The sequence below is a fragment of the Streptomyces sp. NPDC020845 genome (genome assembly GCF_044334165.1).
Classification (GTDB): domain Bacteria; phylum Actinomycetota; class Actinomycetes; order Streptomycetales; family Streptomycetaceae; genus Streptomyces.
In genome coordinates, this window is record NZ_JBIRSJ010000015.1 from 59,205 (window position 1) to 73,132 (window position 13,928).

Annotated in this window: 12 protein-coding genes; 3 read left to right on the forward strand and 9 right to left on the reverse strand. The window is 73.7% G+C overall.

The window, feature by feature from the left end:
• Positions 1-218: 218 nt before the first annotated feature.
• The 6 genes from ACH4U7_RS35865 to ACH4U7_RS35890 form a co-directional block, all read right to left on the reverse strand.
• Entirely contained in the window at positions 219-1,934 is a 1,716-nt protein-coding gene (locus tag ACH4U7_RS35865) for a hypothetical protein (RefSeq protein ID WP_398531972.1), read from the reverse strand.
• Between the two features lie 127 nt (positions 1,935-2,061).
• The gene (locus tag ACH4U7_RS35870) at positions 2,062-2,859 is read right to left on the reverse strand and encodes a type III pantothenate kinase (RefSeq protein ID WP_089512689.1); all 798 of its coding nucleotides are present in this window, start codon (positions 2,857-2,859) and stop codon (positions 2,062-2,064) included.
• A 2-nt stretch (positions 2,860-2,861) separates the two neighbouring features.
• A complete protein-coding gene (nadC, locus tag ACH4U7_RS35875; RefSeq protein WP_398531973.1) occupies positions 2,862-3,896 on the reverse strand; it encodes a carboxylating nicotinate-nucleotide diphosphorylase in 1,035 nt (344 codons plus the stop codon).
• A complete protein-coding gene (locus tag ACH4U7_RS35880; RefSeq protein ID WP_398531974.1) occupies positions 3,893-5,731 on the reverse strand; it encodes an L-aspartate oxidase in 1,839 nt (612 codons plus the stop codon). The genes nadC and ACH4U7_RS35880 overlap by 4 nt, the downstream gene beginning before the upstream one ends.
• Positions 5,731-6,642, reverse strand: coding sequence for a pantoate--beta-alanine ligase (gene panC, locus ACH4U7_RS35885; RefSeq protein WP_398531975.1), 912 nt, complete (start codon positions 6,640-6,642; stop codon positions 5,731-5,733). Before panC ends, ACH4U7_RS35880 begins: the two co-directional genes overlap by 1 nt.
• The gene (locus tag ACH4U7_RS35890) at positions 6,639-7,577 is read right to left on the reverse strand and encodes a Rossmann-like and DUF2520 domain-containing protein (protein ID WP_398531976.1); all 939 of its coding nucleotides are present in this window, start codon (positions 7,575-7,577) and stop codon (positions 6,639-6,641) included. Before ACH4U7_RS35890 ends, panC begins: the two co-directional genes overlap by 4 nt.
• A 148-nt stretch (positions 7,578-7,725) precedes the next feature.
• On the opposite strand from ACH4U7_RS35890, the gene ACH4U7_RS35895 reads away from it, so the two are divergent.
• Complete coding sequence (locus ACH4U7_RS35895) at positions 7,726-8,952, forward strand: threonine aldolase family protein (protein ID WP_398531977.1); 1,227 nt, start codon at positions 7,726-7,728, stop codon at positions 8,950-8,952.
• On the opposite strand, the gene ACH4U7_RS35900 is transcribed toward ACH4U7_RS35895, so the two are convergent.
• Complete coding sequence (locus ACH4U7_RS35900; RefSeq protein ID WP_398531978.1) at positions 8,860-9,231, reverse strand: hypothetical protein; 372 nt, start codon at positions 9,229-9,231, stop codon at positions 8,860-8,862. The two genes, ACH4U7_RS35895 and ACH4U7_RS35900, sit on opposite strands and share 93 nt — an antisense overlap.
• Before the next feature lie 100 nt (positions 9,232-9,331).
• On the opposite strand from ACH4U7_RS35900, the gene ACH4U7_RS35905 reads away from it, so the two are divergent.
• Complete coding sequence (locus tag ACH4U7_RS35905; RefSeq protein WP_398531979.1) at positions 9,332-10,426, forward strand: DUF5937 family protein; 1,095 nt, start codon at positions 9,332-9,334, stop codon at positions 10,424-10,426.
• Positions 10,427-10,502: 76 nt separating this feature from the next.
• On the opposite strand, the gene ACH4U7_RS35910 is transcribed toward ACH4U7_RS35905, so the two are convergent.
• Both ACH4U7_RS35910 and ACH4U7_RS35915 read right to left on the reverse strand, forming a co-directional pair.
• A complete protein-coding gene (locus ACH4U7_RS35910) occupies positions 10,503-11,204 on the reverse strand; it encodes a response regulator (protein WP_398531980.1) in 702 nt (233 codons plus the stop codon).
• A gap of 165 nt (positions 11,205-11,369) precedes the next feature.
• On the reverse strand, positions 11,370-12,596 hold the full coding sequence (locus ACH4U7_RS35915; protein ID WP_398531981.1) for a sensor histidine kinase: 1,227 nt from the start codon (positions 12,594-12,596) through the stop codon (positions 11,370-11,372).
• A gap of 109 nt (positions 12,597-12,705) precedes the next feature.
• On the opposite strand from ACH4U7_RS35915, the gene ACH4U7_RS35920 reads away from it, so the two are divergent.
• Entirely contained in the window at positions 12,706-13,884 is a 1,179-nt protein-coding gene (locus ACH4U7_RS35920; RefSeq protein ID WP_398531982.1) for an SAM-dependent methyltransferase, read from the forward strand.
• The last annotated feature ends 44 nt before the right edge of the window (positions 13,885-13,928 follow it).

Consider the following 13,928-nt stretch of genomic DNA (forward strand, 5'->3'; position numbering starts at 1 on the left):
CGAGGACGGCGAGGACGGCTCGAGGGCGACGGGCGCGGGCGAACGGCGGACCGGCGGACTGCGCCCGCACCAACCGCAGGCGCAGGCGGCACAGCGGGCACAGCGGGGCAGGCTGCGCAGGTGGCCCTCTCACGGCGACGCCCCCGGCCGCGGCCGCTCATGGTGCGAGCGGGCTGACGGCCGGGGGCGTCGGGGGTGCCGGGGAGTGCCGGGGTGCTTCAGGCGCGGGTCGCTCGGCGGCGGCGAGTGATGACGACCGCGGTGCCGCCCAGCGCGAGCGCGGCCGCGGCGCCGCCTGCCATCAGGCCGATGCCGCCCGCGCCGGTCAGGGCCATCGTGCCGCCGCTGGAGCCGCTGTCGTCGGAGGAACCGCCGCTCGTGGCGCCGTCACCGGAGCCGCCGGAGCCGGACGCGGCGCCGTCCTGTGAGCCGGAGGCCGAGTCGGACCCGGAGCCGCCGGTCGAGTCGGCCGAATCGTCGCCGCCGGTGGAGGACCCATCGGAGCCGCCGGAGCCGCCGGCCGCGCCCTTGAAGGTGATCTTCGCGGTGTCGTTGGCGGAGTTCGGGTCATTGGTGCTGAAGCCCGCCGGGCCGGGGACCAGCTTGACGGTGCCGGTGGCGTTCTTGTCGGCGTCCTTGGCGATCTTCACGCCGATGCCGTACGTCTGGCCCTCGCCGGGCAGTTCGGTCGAGGCCTCGGGGCACAGATAGCGGCGGTGGCCCGGCTCGAACTTCTTGGTCTCGGTCTCGCTCACATACGTCAGGCACTCACCGGTGGTGTCCTGGTCGGGCTCTTCGTCGATGTGGTTGGTGAGCCCGGTGACACCCTCGGGCAGGGTGATGTCGGCGTACAGGATCGGCTTGCGGTCCTGGCGGTACGCGGCGGCCGGGCCGTCGTTGGTGAGCCCGAACTTCAGCCCGCCCGTGGTGCCGTTGTCGGCCTCCGGGTCGATGGCGCCGCCCACGGCGCGGAAGTCGGCGCGGTTGTCGGTGCGGAGGGACACGCTGCTCTTGCCGTCGGTCTCGAAGTCGCCGCCGGAGGCGGCGGTGAAGGCGATCGGGGACCCGGTGCCGGGGGTGCCGTTCGGGTTCTCCTCACTGCCCGCCGGGACGGCCTGGACCTCGTAGTCGATCCAAGGCGCCAGGGCGGCCTTGGTGACCTTGACGGTCAGCGGGGTGCTCAGCTTCGCGGACTGGCCCGGTTCGATGGCCGTGTCGATGGAGCAGTAGACGCGCGCCGAGTCGTCCCATTCGGAGCCGAAGCGACAGTTCTTCGGCTTGGTCGTGAATTCGATGCCCGGGACGCTGCTCAGCTCGATATTGACGCGCTCGGCCGGCAGATCCCCGGTGTTCCGCACCGTCAGGGGCAGATCCACCGTGGAGCCGGTCTTGAGGCCGTCGCGGTCGGGCAGCTTGCCCACGACCAGTTGGGGCGAGCCGACCACGACCTTGGAAGAGCTCTTGTCCCCGGTCGCGCCGTCGGCCGTCACCTCGTAGCTGATGGTGCCGGAGGCGCCGGGCTTGGCGTCGGAGTCGGCGGTGAGCGTGAACGGCTCCCAGGGGCCGTGGAGGTTGCCGTTGTCGAGGCAGGTGACGACCGCACCGGAGGCGGTGCACTGCTCGTTGTTCGCCTTGATCGTCGCGACGCCGTCCAGGCCGCTCGCGTCGATGACCATTTTGGCGTTCTTCGGCAGGGGGAATTCGGCCCCGCCGTCGGCGAACGAATAACTCACACTCGGGGCGACGGCACCCTGCCCGTCGGCTGCCGACGGCAGGGCGATCTGCCGGGGGGCGGTGATCTCGGCCCAGGGCTGGGTCGGCTCGTCCTCCGCGTACGCGGCGGGCACGCCGACGGCCGTTCCGAGCACGATCACCGCCCCGGCGGCCGCCGCGTGAATCGTCTTCCCCTTATGCCACATACGTCCCACGCCCATCCCGCGTTTACCTAACTCGCTGCCGGTCGCAAGACAGTTCAGCTGACCGGATGGTTGCCCTCCGGTGAACGGAAAGTTGTGAGCAGGGTAGGAGAGGGGAAGCGGGAGAGGCGGGGCCGGGACGGGGTCAGCCCCGCGAGACGTTGCGCTCGTACACCAGGCGCAGACCGATCAGGGTCAGCCACGGCTCGTGCTCGTCGATGACCGAGGCTTCCCCCAGCACCATGGGGGCCAGGCCCCCGGTGGCGATGACCGTCACGTCCTCGGGGTCGTCGGCCAGTTCGCGCGCCATCCGCCGGACCACGCCGTCGACCTGGCCGGCGAACCCGTACAGGATGCCGGCCTGCATCGCCTCGACCGTGTTCTTGCCGATGACGCTGCGCGGCCGGGCCAGCTCGATCTTGCGCAGCTGCGCACCGCGCACACCAAGCGCCTCGACCGAGATCTCGATGCCCGGCGCGATCACCCCGCCCACATACTCGCCGCGCGCGCTGACCGCGTCGAAGGTCGTCGCCGTGCCGAAGTCGACGACCACGCACGGGCCCTCGTACAGCTCGACGGCCGCCAGGGCGTTGATGATCCGGTCGGCGCCGACCTCCTTCGGGTTGTCCATCAGGATCGGCACACCGGTCTTCACCCCCGGCTCGACCAGGACGGAGGGCACATCCCCGTAGTAGCGGCGGGTCACCTCGCGCAGTTCGTGCAGTACGGAGGGGACGGTGGAGCAGATGGAGATGCCCTCGATACCGTCGCCCAGCTCCTCGCCGAGCAGCGGGTGCATGCCCATCAGACCCTGCAGGATGACGGCCAGCTCGTCGGCGGTGCGGCGGGCGTCCGTGGAGATCCGCCAGTGTTCGACGATCTCGTCGCCGTCGAACAGGCCCAGCACGGTGTGGGTGTTTCCCACATCGATGGTCAGCAGCATCGTCAGTTCGCCTCGGCCTCGCGCAGGTCCAGGCCGATGTCGAGGATCGGGGAGGAGTGGGTGAGCGCGCCGACCGCGAGATAGTCGACGCCCGTCTCGCCGTACGCCCGCGCGTTCGCGAGTGTGAGGCGGCCCGAGGACTCCAGGGTGGCGCGGCCCGCGACCAGCTCGACGGCCTGCCGGGTCTGCTCCAGGGTGAAGTTGTCGAGCAGGATCAGGTCCGCGCCCGCGTCGAGCACCGGCGGAATCTGGTCCAGGGTGTCGACCTCCACCTCCACGTCCACGTCCGGGAACTCGGCGCGCACGGCCTTGAACGCCTGTGCCACGCCGCCCGCCGCGACCACGTGGTTGTCCTTGACCAGGGCCGCGTCCGACAGCGACATACGGTGGTTGACGCCGCCGCCGCAGCGCACCGCGTACTTCTCCAGCACACGCAGCCCCGGGGTGGTCTTACGGGTGTCGCGGACCTTCGCCGTGGTGCCTTCCAGGGCGTCCGCCCAGGCGCGGGTCGCGGTGGCGATACCGGACAGCCGGCACAGCAGGTTGAGCGCGCTGCGCTCGGCGGTGAGCAGATCGCGGGTGCGGGTGCGGACCGAGAGCAGCCGCTGGCCGGCGGCGACCCGGTCGCCGTCCTCGACATGCCGCTCGACCTCGAACTCGTCGGTGCAGACGATGGACAGCACCGCCTCGGCGACGCGCAGCCCGGCGACGATGCCCGCCTCGCGGGCGGTGAAGTCGCCGGTGGCCATGGCGTCCTCGGGGATGGTGGCCACGGTCGTCACATCCACGCCGTGGTCGAGGTCTTCCTCGATCGCCATATGCGCGATGTCCTCGACCTTGACGGGGTCGAGCCCGGCGTCGGCCAGGAGCTGGGCGAGGTCGGGGTCCAGACCGCACTCCATCGGGTCGAGGTCGTATGCCTCATCGTCGGCGCCGCAGCCGCACGCGTCACCGCAGCCGGGGCCCCCGCCGGGGAGGCCGATCTGCAGCAGAGGGAGAGCCACTGGCTGTGGGCGGTCGTCGGGAGTGCTGCTCACGGGTGGGACTCCGTCTTCGTTCGGGGGGTGGTGAGTGGGGCGGATGCCTCGGTCGTGGAGGGAGCCCCGGTCGCGGGGAGGGCCCCGGTCCCGGGGAGAGCCCCGGTCGCGGGGAACGCCTCCGAGTCCGTCGTACGGACGTCCAGCGTGTCGCCGGGGCCCAGGGTGACCAGGAGGTGCCGGCGCCAGGCCGGGTCGTCCCGGTCGGGACGGTCCTCGCGCCAGTGGCAGCCGCGGGTCTCCTCGCGGCGGAGGGCGGCGGCCACCAGGACGCGGGCCACGAGGAGGAGGTTGGTCGCCTCCCAGGTGTCGACCCCCGGCTCGGCGGTCTTGCCGTCGCGGCGCAGCGTGTCGGCGGCCTCGTCGTGGACCCGCTCCAGCTGGGCGGCGGCGTGGGCCAGGCTCTCGGCGGACCGGAGCACCCCGGCCCCGGCGGTCATGATCCGCTGGATGCTGTACCGGGCCTCGGGCGGCAGCAGCGGCCCCTCGCCAATGGCAAGCCCGGTGGCGGCCTCAGGGGTTTGCTGTGGCTGAGAGGCCGGGGCCGAGGTGATCGGCGAGGTGATCGGCGAGGTGATGTTCTCGGCGATGCGCTCCGCGAAGACCAGGCCCTCCAGGAGGGAGTTGGACGCGAGCCGGTTCGCGCCGTGGACGCCGGTGCAGGCGACCTCGCCGCACGCGTACAGCCCGGGGACCGTGGTGCGGCCGCTCAGGTCGGTGCGTACGCCGCCGCTCGCGTAGTGCGCGGCGGGCGCCACGGGGATGGGCTCGGTGACCGGGTCGATGCCATGGGCGCGGCAGGCGGCGAGGATGGTCGGGAAGCGGTGCTCCCACATCCGCGCGCCGAAGTGGCGGGCGTCCAGGTACATGTGCTCGGCGTTCTGCTCGAGCATCCGCCGCGTGATGCCCTTGGCCACGATGTCGCGGGGCGCCAGCTCGGCCAGTTCGTGCTGCCCCTGCATGAAGCGGACGCCGTCGGCGTCGACGAGATACGCGCCCTCGCCCCGTACCGCCTCCGAGACCAGCGGCTGCTGCCCCTCCGCCTCCGGGCCGAGCCATAGCACCGTGGGATGGAACTGCACGAACTCCAGGTCGGAGACCTCCGCCCCGGCGCGCAGCGCCAGGGCCACGCCGTCGCCGGTGGAGACGGCGGGGTTGGTGGTGGCGGAGAACACCTGGCCCATGCCGCCGGTCGCGAGGACCACCGCGCCCGCGCGCACCGCGCCGACGCCGTCCCGCTGGCCCTCGCCCATGACATGCAGGGTGACTCCGGCCGCCCGGCCGGTGGCGTCCTTGAGCAGGTCGAGCACCAGCGCGTTCTCCACGGTCTCGATACCGGCCGCGCGCACCGCCTCGACCAGCGTCCGGGAGATCTCCGCACCGGTCGCGTCGCCGCCCGCGTGCGCGATACGGCGGCGGTGGTGGCCGCCCTCGCGGGTGAGCAGGATCTCTCCGGTGTCGTCGTCGGCGTCGAACCGGGCGCCGGTGCCGATCAGCCGGCGTACGGCGTCGGGGCCCTCGGTGACCAGCGTGCGTACGGCCGTCTCGTCGCAGAGCCCGGCGCCGGCGACCAGGGTGTCGTCGAGGTGCTGCTCGGGGGTGTCGCCCTCGCCGAGGGCGGCCGCTATGCCGCCCTGGGCCCAGCGCGTGGAGCCGTCGTCGAGGCGGGCCTTGGTGACGACGGTGACCTTCGCTCCGGCGGCGGCGCAGCGCAGCGCGACGGTCAGTCCGGCGACGCCCGAGCCGACGACCACGACGTCGGCCTCGATGGCCCAACCGGGGGCCGGGGCACGCAGGGCCGCGCCGACGGCTGCCGGCTTGTTCTCTTGGATCATCACGCGGCTCCGAACCACAGGCGGATGTTGTCTATCAGGCGCGTGCTGCCGACCTTGGCGGCGACGGCGAGAACGGCCTCGCCCGTGTGGTCGTCGGGGACCTCGGTGAAGTCCGAGGGGTCGACGAGCGCCAGATAGTCGAGGTCGAGGGGTGGTTGGAGGGAGGCCGCCTCGTCGAGCACCGCGCGCGCGGCGGACCGGACCGCTGCCACGTCCGGCCCCGCGTCGCGGCCCGCGAACAGCGCGCGGGACAGCGCCAGGGCGGTGGTCCGCTCCTGCGCCGACAGGTAGCGGTTACGGCTGGAGAGCGCGAGGCCGTCGATCTCCCTGACCGTCGGAGCGCCGACGATCTCGACGGGGAAGTCCAGATCGAGCACCATGCGGCGGATCACGGCCAGCTGCTGGGCGTCCTTCTCGCCGAAGAAGGCGACGTCCGGGCGGGTGAGGTGGAGCAGCTTGGCCACGACGGTGAGCACCCCGTCGAAGTGCCCGGGCCGCGAGGCGCCTTCGTACCGCTCCCCCATGTCACCGGCGGTCATCCGCACCCGCGGCTCACCGCCCCGGTACACCTCCTCGACCGGCGGCGCGAAGACGATGTCCGCGCCCGCGGCGGCCGCGACCTCGAGGTCGGCGTCGAGCGTGCGCGGATAGCGGTCCAGGTCCTCGCCCGCGCCGAACTGCAGGGGGTTGACGAAGACGGTGACCGTCACCACGCCCTTGGCTCCGACCCGGGCGCGGGCCGCGCGTATGAGGGAGGCGTGTCCTTCGTGGAGCGCGCCCATGGTCATGACGACGGCGACGCGCCCCGGGGTGGCGAACTGCGCCAGGGCGGCGTCGAAGTCGGCGCGGGTGGTGAACAGCTCCACGTCCGGCTCTCCGGGGACGGCCTTGCGCCACAGCTTCGGGCTCATGCTCCCGCCCCTCCCCCCAGGCCGGGGACGTCGGAGACGTCCGAGAGGACGCCCAGCAGGTCCTCGGCGAGCTCGGGCTTGAGCAGCCCGGCGGCGAGCGCGCGGTCCGCGGTCGAACGGGCCATCGCGAGGTAGCCGGGGACGGCCTGGGGCGCATGGCGGTGCAGCTCGGCGACATGGGCGGCGACTGTGCCGGCGTCGCCGCGCGCGACCGGGCCGGTCAGCGCGGCGTCGCCGCTGCGCAGCGCGTTGTCCAAGGCGGCGCCCAGCAGCGGGCCGAGCATCCGGTCGGGGGTGCCGACCCCGGCGGCGCGCAGCAGGTCCATGGCCTGGGCGACCAGGGTGACCAGGTGGTTGGAGCCGATGGCGAGGGCGGCGTGGTAGAGCGGCCGGGCCTCCTCGGCGATCCACTCGGGCTCGCCGCCCATCTCGATGACCAGCGCCTCGGCCGCCATCCGCAGCTCTTCGGGCGCGGTGACGCCGAAGGAGCAGCCCGCGATCCGCTGGACGTCGACCGGCGTGCCGGTGAAGGTCATGACGGGGTGCAGCGCGAGCGGCAGCGCCCCGACGCGCAGGGCGGGGTCGAGCACGGATGTGCCGTACCGCCCGGAGGTGTGCACAAGCAGCTGCCCGGGGCGCACCGCGCCGGTCTCGGCGAGGCCGCTGACCAGGTCGGGCAGCGCGTCGTCGGGGACGGTCAGCAGGACCAGCTCGGCCCGCGCCAGCACCTCGGCGGGCGGGACGATCGGGACCTCGGGGAGCAGCGCGGCGGCCCGGCGCACGGAGGCGTCGGAGACGCCGGACGCGGCGACGGGGCGGTGCCCTGCGAGCCGCAGCGACGCGGCGAGGGCGGGGCCGACGCGACCGGCGCCGACGACCCCGACGGTGAGCCGGGCAGGGCGGTCCTGCGGCTCGGGAAGTGGATGTGCGTTCACTCGACGACGGCCTTCCGTTCCAGTCCTCAGGGGGTACCGGACGATTCCCCGCCATGCTACGCGAGTGCTTCCAGATGCTCCGGTCCTGTCCCCAGGGCTGTGGAAAACCCTGTGGCCCGCCCGAGCGCGGGTACGACATGCTCGGCCCATGGCAGACGGAACGGCACAGCCGGGGGAACCGGAACAGCCGGGGCAACCGGAACAGCCGGGGGAACCGGAACAGCCGGGGAAACCGGACCTGCGGGCCCGCAGGCTTGCGGCGTGGCGCGGTTCGACGCGGAAGCTGACCAGTCTCGCAGTCGGTGAGCAGATCGGCGAGCGGCTGGCCCGGCTGACGGCCGACGCCGCCGGGTCGTACGACCTGGACGACTGGGTGGACTTCTACGGGGACGGGGTCGTCGAGGAGCTGGAGCGGCGGGTCGCCGAGTTGCTCGGCATGGAAGCCGCGGCCTTCTTCCCCACCGGCACCATGGCCCAGCAGATCGCGCTGCGCTGCTGGGCGGGGCGCACCGGCAATCCGGCCGTGGCCGTGCATCCGCTCTCGCATCTGGAGGTGCATGAGCGCGATGCCTATCTGACGGTGAGCGGGCTGCGCGCGGTACACCCGACGAGCGAGCCTCGGCTGCCCACGGCCGACGAGGTCCGGGAGCTGGACGAGCCCTTCGGGACGCTCGCCCTGGAGCTTCCGCTGCGCGACGCGGGCTTCGCGCTGCCCACCTGGGACGAGCTGACCGCCGTGGTGGAGGCCGCGCGGGAGCGGGAGGCGGTGGTCCACTTCGACGGGGCGAGGCTGTGGGAGTGCACCGCGCACTTCGGGCGCGAGCTGTCGGAGATCGCCGCCCTCGCGGACTCGGTGTACGTGTCGTTCTACAAGTCGCTGGACGGCATTTCGGGGGCCGCGCTGGCCGGGCCCGAGGCGCTGGTGGCGGAGGCGAAGGCGTGGCGGCACCGGTACGGCGGGCAGGTGTTCCAGCAGTGGCCCGCGGCGCTGGCCGCGCTGGCCGGCCTGGACCGCGAGCTGCCCCGGCTGCCGTCGTACGTGGCGCACGCCCAGGTCGTGGCGCGGGCGCTGGACGAGGCGTTCACGGCCGCCGGGGTGGCCTGGTTCCGGGTGCATCCGCATCAGCCGCACACCCACCGGTTCCAGGTGTGGCTGCCGTATCCGGCCGCTGACCTGGACGAGGCGGGGCTGCGGCTGGCGGAGGAGACCCGGACGACGCTGTTCGGCCGGTGGTGGGAGTCGGGGCCGCCGGGCCTGGCCATGACCGAGGTGACGGTCGCCTCATCCGCACTGGAGTGGACGGCGGACGATGTCGCAGCCGCCGTCGCCGCCTTCCTGAAGCGGCTTCCGGAGGGCGACCGGGCGGTCGGCTGAGCCGGTCGCCGCCGCGCCCGTCGCCGGGCGCCGGGCGAAGAGGGCGGCCAGCCGGGTGCGTACGACCTGCCGGGTGCGTACGGTCCGCCGGGGGCGTACGGTCCGCCGGGCCGCCCGGCTCCCCCGCGCCGGGCGCTCCTCGGCCACCGCACGGAAGTCGCCGTACCGGCTCAGCTCCCGGATGGTGCGCCAGTCGCCGGGGCGGGGCGCGGGCGGGGCGGGTTCGCCGCGCTGGGCGGCGCGGTACAGGTCCAGTGCGTACTGCTCGGTGAGGCTCATGGCACGAGGCTGCGCCCGCCCCCGGCCGCCGGTCGTCCCGATTGACGATCGCCGTCAAACGAGGTCGAAGGCCGTCGGCGCGGACCGCACCATAGGAGCCATGGCCAGCGTCATCGACATCACCGGGCTGCCGCCCGAACGCATCGTCTTCACCCCCTCCCCGCTCGCCGAGCTGGGCGCCGCGCTGCATGTGCTGTCCGAGCCCGGCCACCACCCGGGCCTGCACGGCTGGGCCACCGCCACGGCCGCGGGCCTCAAGCCCGACCTCGCCGACCGGCTCCACGAGGCGGACTTCCTGTGGCGCTCCTCCCGCTCCGACCTGCTGCTGCCCGCCGAGCCCGGGGCGACGCTCGCGGAGGAACTGGACGCGCTGGACCGGATCGACGACGAGACGTTCGTGGCGGCCGCCTTCGAGATCACCTGCTCCCCCACCTCGTACGCCCTTCCCTCGCCTTCGCCGCTGGTCGACGCGGGCGAGCGGGCACGGGTACGAGAGCTGGCGGCGGCCCGCGGGCCGAAGCAGGCCGCGTTCGTGGACCGGATGCTGGAGGACCCGGACGGGCTGCGGGTCTGGCTGCGCCGTCTGCTGGAGGACTGCGACCAGGCGTTCTTCGCGGACACCTGGCAGCGGGTGCGGGGCCAGCTGGCCGCCGACGCCCGCCACAAGGGGGAGCTGCTGCGGCGCAAGGGACTCGAGGAGGCACTGGCGGCGACATCGGCCGCGCTGTCCGTGGTGCCGGGCGAAGGCGGCGTACGGCGCATCCACGTGGACAAGCTCGCCGGGGGCGAGACGACGGCGGTCGGCCAGGGGCTCACCTTCGTCCCGACCGCTTTCGGCTGGCCGCATCTGCTCGTGCTGTACGCGCCCGGCTGGCCCCCGGTGATCCAGTACCCGGTCGCGGCCCCGGAGCTGCCGCAGCCCGCCGCGCTGGAGCTCGTCCAGCGCCGGATGGACGCGCTGGCCCACCCGATGCGGATGCGCATGTGCCTCAGCCTCGCCCGAGGCCCGCACACCACCGGCGAGCTGGCCGAGAGGTGCGGCATCAGCCCGCCGGAGGTCTCCCGCCACATCGCCGTCATGAAGAAGGCGGGGCTGCTGACCACCCGCCGCCGCGGCCGGTATGTGCTGCATCAGCTGGAGCTGACGGCGGTGGCGCGGCTGGGCAGCGACTTCCTGGAGAGCGTTCTGAGGTAGCGCCCCCAGGCGTCAGAGCGACCGGGCGTCAGAGCGACCGGGCGTCGGAGCGACCGGGCGTCAGAGCGACCGGGCGTCAGAGCCGGGAGCCGCCGCCCGGGCCCTGGGCGCGTACCAGCCCCGACTCGTACGCCATCACCACCACCTGCACCCGGTCGCGCAGCTCCAGCTTGGTGAGGATGCGGCCCACATGGGTCTTCACGGTCGCCTCGGAGAGCACCAGGCGCGCCGCTATCTCGCCGTTCGACAGCCCCTGCGCGACCAGCAGCATGACCTCGCGTTCGCGGTCGGTCAGCCGCTCCAGCTCGGGGCGGGCCGATCCGCCGGGCCCGGTGCCGCCGGCCGCGCCCGGCAGCATCGGCGCGAAGCGGTCCAGCAGCCGGCGGGTGGTGCTGGGGGCGACGACCGCGTCGCCGCTGTGCACGGCGCGGATGGCGGCGAGCAGTTCGCCGGGCGGCACGTCCTTGAGCATGAAGCCGCCCGCTCCGGCCTTGAGCGCCGAGAACGCGTACTCGTCGAGGTCGAAGGTGGTCAGGATGAGCACCTTGGGCGCGTCCTCCTGCGCGCAGATGCGGCGGGTGGCCTCCACCCCGTCGAGCCTGGGCATCCGGACGTCCATGAGGACGACGTCCACCTCGACGGTGCGCAGCACCTCCAGCGCCTCCGCGCCGTCGCCCGCCTCGGCGACGACCTCCATGTCGGGCTGGGCCGCGAGCACCATCCGGAAGCCGGTGCGCAGCAGCACTTGGTCGTCGACGAGCATGACGCGGATCGGCATCCGGTCGGGTCCCTTCCCTCAGCCCCTCAGAGAGCGTTTTCTCAGTGAGCGGGTCATGGTGTGCGTGGTGACACTACCGATCGGCGCTGATCGGCACGGACCGGCAGTGATCGGCCGCACGGCCGATCAGCGGGGTCCATCAGCGGGGCCGATCGGCACGGCCCATCAGCACGGCCGCTCGGCCGACCGGCTGAGCGGCAGCAGCGCGCTGATGCGGAAGCCGCCGCCCGGCCGTGGGCCCGCGTCGAGGGTGCCTCCCACCATGCCGACCCGCTCCCGCATCCCGATCAGGCCGTGCCCCTGGCCGTCCGCGCCGCCGTCCTCGTACATCTCCTGCCGCGCGCCCCGCCCGTCGTCCTCGACGAGGAGGCCGAGCCCGTCGTCGAAGTAGGTCAGGCGCACGCTGGCGCCGACGTCCGGGCCGCCGTGCTTACGGGTGTTGGTAAGCGCTTCCTGCACAATGCGGTAGGCGGTCAGCTCGACGCCGCTGGGCAGCGGGCGCGGACTGCCCACGATCTTGAAGTCCACCGGCAGCCCGGCGCCGCGCACCTGCTCCACGAGGTCGTCTATCTGCTCCACGTCCGGCTGCGGGACGTAGTCGCTGTCGTCGCTGGGCGCCCCCGAGCGCAGCACGCCCAGCAGCCGCCGCATCTCGGCGAGCGCCTGGCGGCCGGTGCCCGAGATCGTCTCCAGGGCCTGCCGGGCCTGATCGGGGGCGGCGTCCATGACGTACGCGGCGCCGTCGGCCTGGACCACCATCACCGACACGTTGTGCGCGACGACGTCGTGCAGCTCACGCGCGATCCGCGCCCGCTCGGCGGCCACCGCCACCTTGGCCTGCGCCTCGCGCTCCTTCTCCAGGCGCGCGGCGCGCTCCTCCAGCTGGGCGTAGTAGGCGCGGCGGGTGCGGATGGAGTCGCCGAGCACCCAGGCCAGGACGAACGGGATGGTGATGAAGACCGTGGCGATGGCGGCGCCCCACCATGTCCGTTGCTCCGTCTCCGGGTGATCCGGGCCGGGCCAGCGGAGGGTGGCGACGATCGGCGCGATCAGGGCCGCGACGAGCGCGAAGCGGGACGCCCAGCGCTTTCCCTCGGCCGCCACCGTGTAGACGACGACCAGCATCGCGAAGTCGGCGGGGTTCTGCTCGACGTTCAGTACGACTTGGGCCACCCCGCACACCGTGACGAGGATCAGCATCTTCTCGGGCGCACGACGGCGCAGCGCGACGGCGGCGCACAGCGCGAGGACGACCGGCACGGCCGCGGCGCGCGGCACCGTGTGCATGGGCGCCTTGACCATCCACAGAAGCGAGAAACCGAAGAGGAGGACGGCCCAGAAGCTGTCCACCCCTGTCGGGTGCCTGCGGAGGAAGTCGTAGAGGCGCTGCACGTCACCCAGCGTAGGCATGGTGGATACGTCCGGGGGTCAGCCGGACGGGCGATCCGTGAGCCGCCGCCCTACGACCCAAGGTGGATATGGCTCCGCTTAGCGTAGGCGTGTGGCGAGCGAGACACGGGAATGGCTGGGGTGGCGTGACGCCGCCGAACACGCCCTCTACGGACCGGAAGGTTTCTTTCGGCGTACGGAAGGACCGGCTGGGCATTTCCGTACATCGGTGCATGCCTCGCCCCGGTACGCGGCGGCGGTCGCCGGGCTGCTGGCGCGGGTGGACCGGGCGCTGGGCCACCCGGACGAGCTGGCCTTGGTGGATATCGGCGCGGGGCGGGGCGAGTTGCTGACGGGCGTGCTGGCGTGCGCGGCGGGGATGGCCGAGGGGCAGGGTTCCGGGCTGGCTGAGCGGCTGCGCCCGTACGCCGTGGAGCGGGCGCCGCGCCCGCCCGGCCTCGACCCCCGGATCACCTGGCTCGGGGACCTAGGTGAGCTGCCGCGCGACGGCCTCGACGGCCTCGACGGCTTCGACGGCTTCGACGGGCTCCTCTTCGCCAACGAATGGCTCGACAACGTCCCCGTCGACGTGGCGGAGACCGACGCGGACGGCGCTTGGCGCCGGGTCCTGGTCGCCCCCGAGGACGGCGCCGAACGGCTGGGCGAGCCAGTGGGCGGCGCGGACGCGGACTGGCTGGCGCGCTGGTGGCCGTCGGCGGGGGACTCGGGGGACGAGCCGGGGCTGCGGGCGGAGATCGGCCGGCCGCGGGACGCGGCGTGGGCGGAGGCGGTACGCGCCCTGCGGTCGGGGCTCGCGGTCGCTGTGGACTACGCGCACGAGCGCGGGGCGCGGCCCCCGTTCGGGACGCTGACCGGCTTCCGCGAGGGGCGTGAGGTGCGGCCCGTACCGGACGGCTCCTGCGATCTGACCGCCCATGTGGCGCTCGACGCGTGCGCGGCGGCGGGCGAGGCGGCCCTGCGGGGAGCGGCGAGTCCCTCGCTCGCGGATCCCTCGCTCGCGGATCCCTCGCTCGCCCCCGTCACCCTCCCCCAGCGCGACGCGCTGCGCGCCCTCGGCGTCGAGGGGCGGCGGCCACCGCTGGCGCTGGCCACCGCCGACCCGGCGGCGTACGTACGCGCGCTGAGCGCGGCGGGCGAGGCGGCGGAGCTGCTGGACCCGGCGGGGCTCGGCGGCTTCACATGGCTGCTGCAGCCGACGGTCGCGGCGTGCGGCGGGCTGCTGGGGCCGGGGCGGGCCGATCCAGGCCAGGGCGCGCAGCGCCTCCGTTGAGGGTGGTGGGCGACGGGTGGGCGAAACGGCGGCTGAGAGACTGG

Coding starts and splice junctions, on each gene's coding strand:
- ACH4U7_RS35880 (WP_398531974.1), bottom strand. CDS start 5,731: ATGATCCAAGAGAACAAGCCGGCAGCCGTCGGCGCGGCCCTGCGTGCC.
- ACH4U7_RS35905 (WP_398531979.1), top strand. CDS start 9,332: ATGGCCAGCGTCATCGACATCACCGGGCTGCCGCCCGAACGCATCGTC.
- ACH4U7_RS35900 (WP_398531978.1), bottom strand. CDS start 9,231: ATGAGCCTCACCGAGCAGTACGCACTGGACCTGTACCGCGCCGCCCAG.
- ACH4U7_RS35865 (WP_398531972.1), bottom strand. CDS start 1,934: ATGGGCGTGGGACGTATGTGGCATAAGGGGAAGACGATTCACGCGGCG.
- ACH4U7_RS35870 (WP_089512689.1), bottom strand. CDS start 2,859: ATGCTGCTGACCATCGATGTGGGAAACACCCACACCGTGCTGGGCCTG.
- ACH4U7_RS35895 (WP_398531977.1), top strand. CDS start 7,726: ATGGCAGACGGAACGGCACAGCCGGGGGAACCGGAACAGCCGGGGCAA.
- panC (WP_398531975.1), bottom strand. CDS start 6,642: ATGAGCCCGAAGCTGTGGCGCAAGGCCGTCCCCGGAGAGCCGGACGTG.
- ACH4U7_RS35910 (WP_398531980.1), bottom strand. CDS start 11,204: ATGCCGATCCGCGTCATGCTCGTCGACGACCAAGTGCTGCTGCGCACC.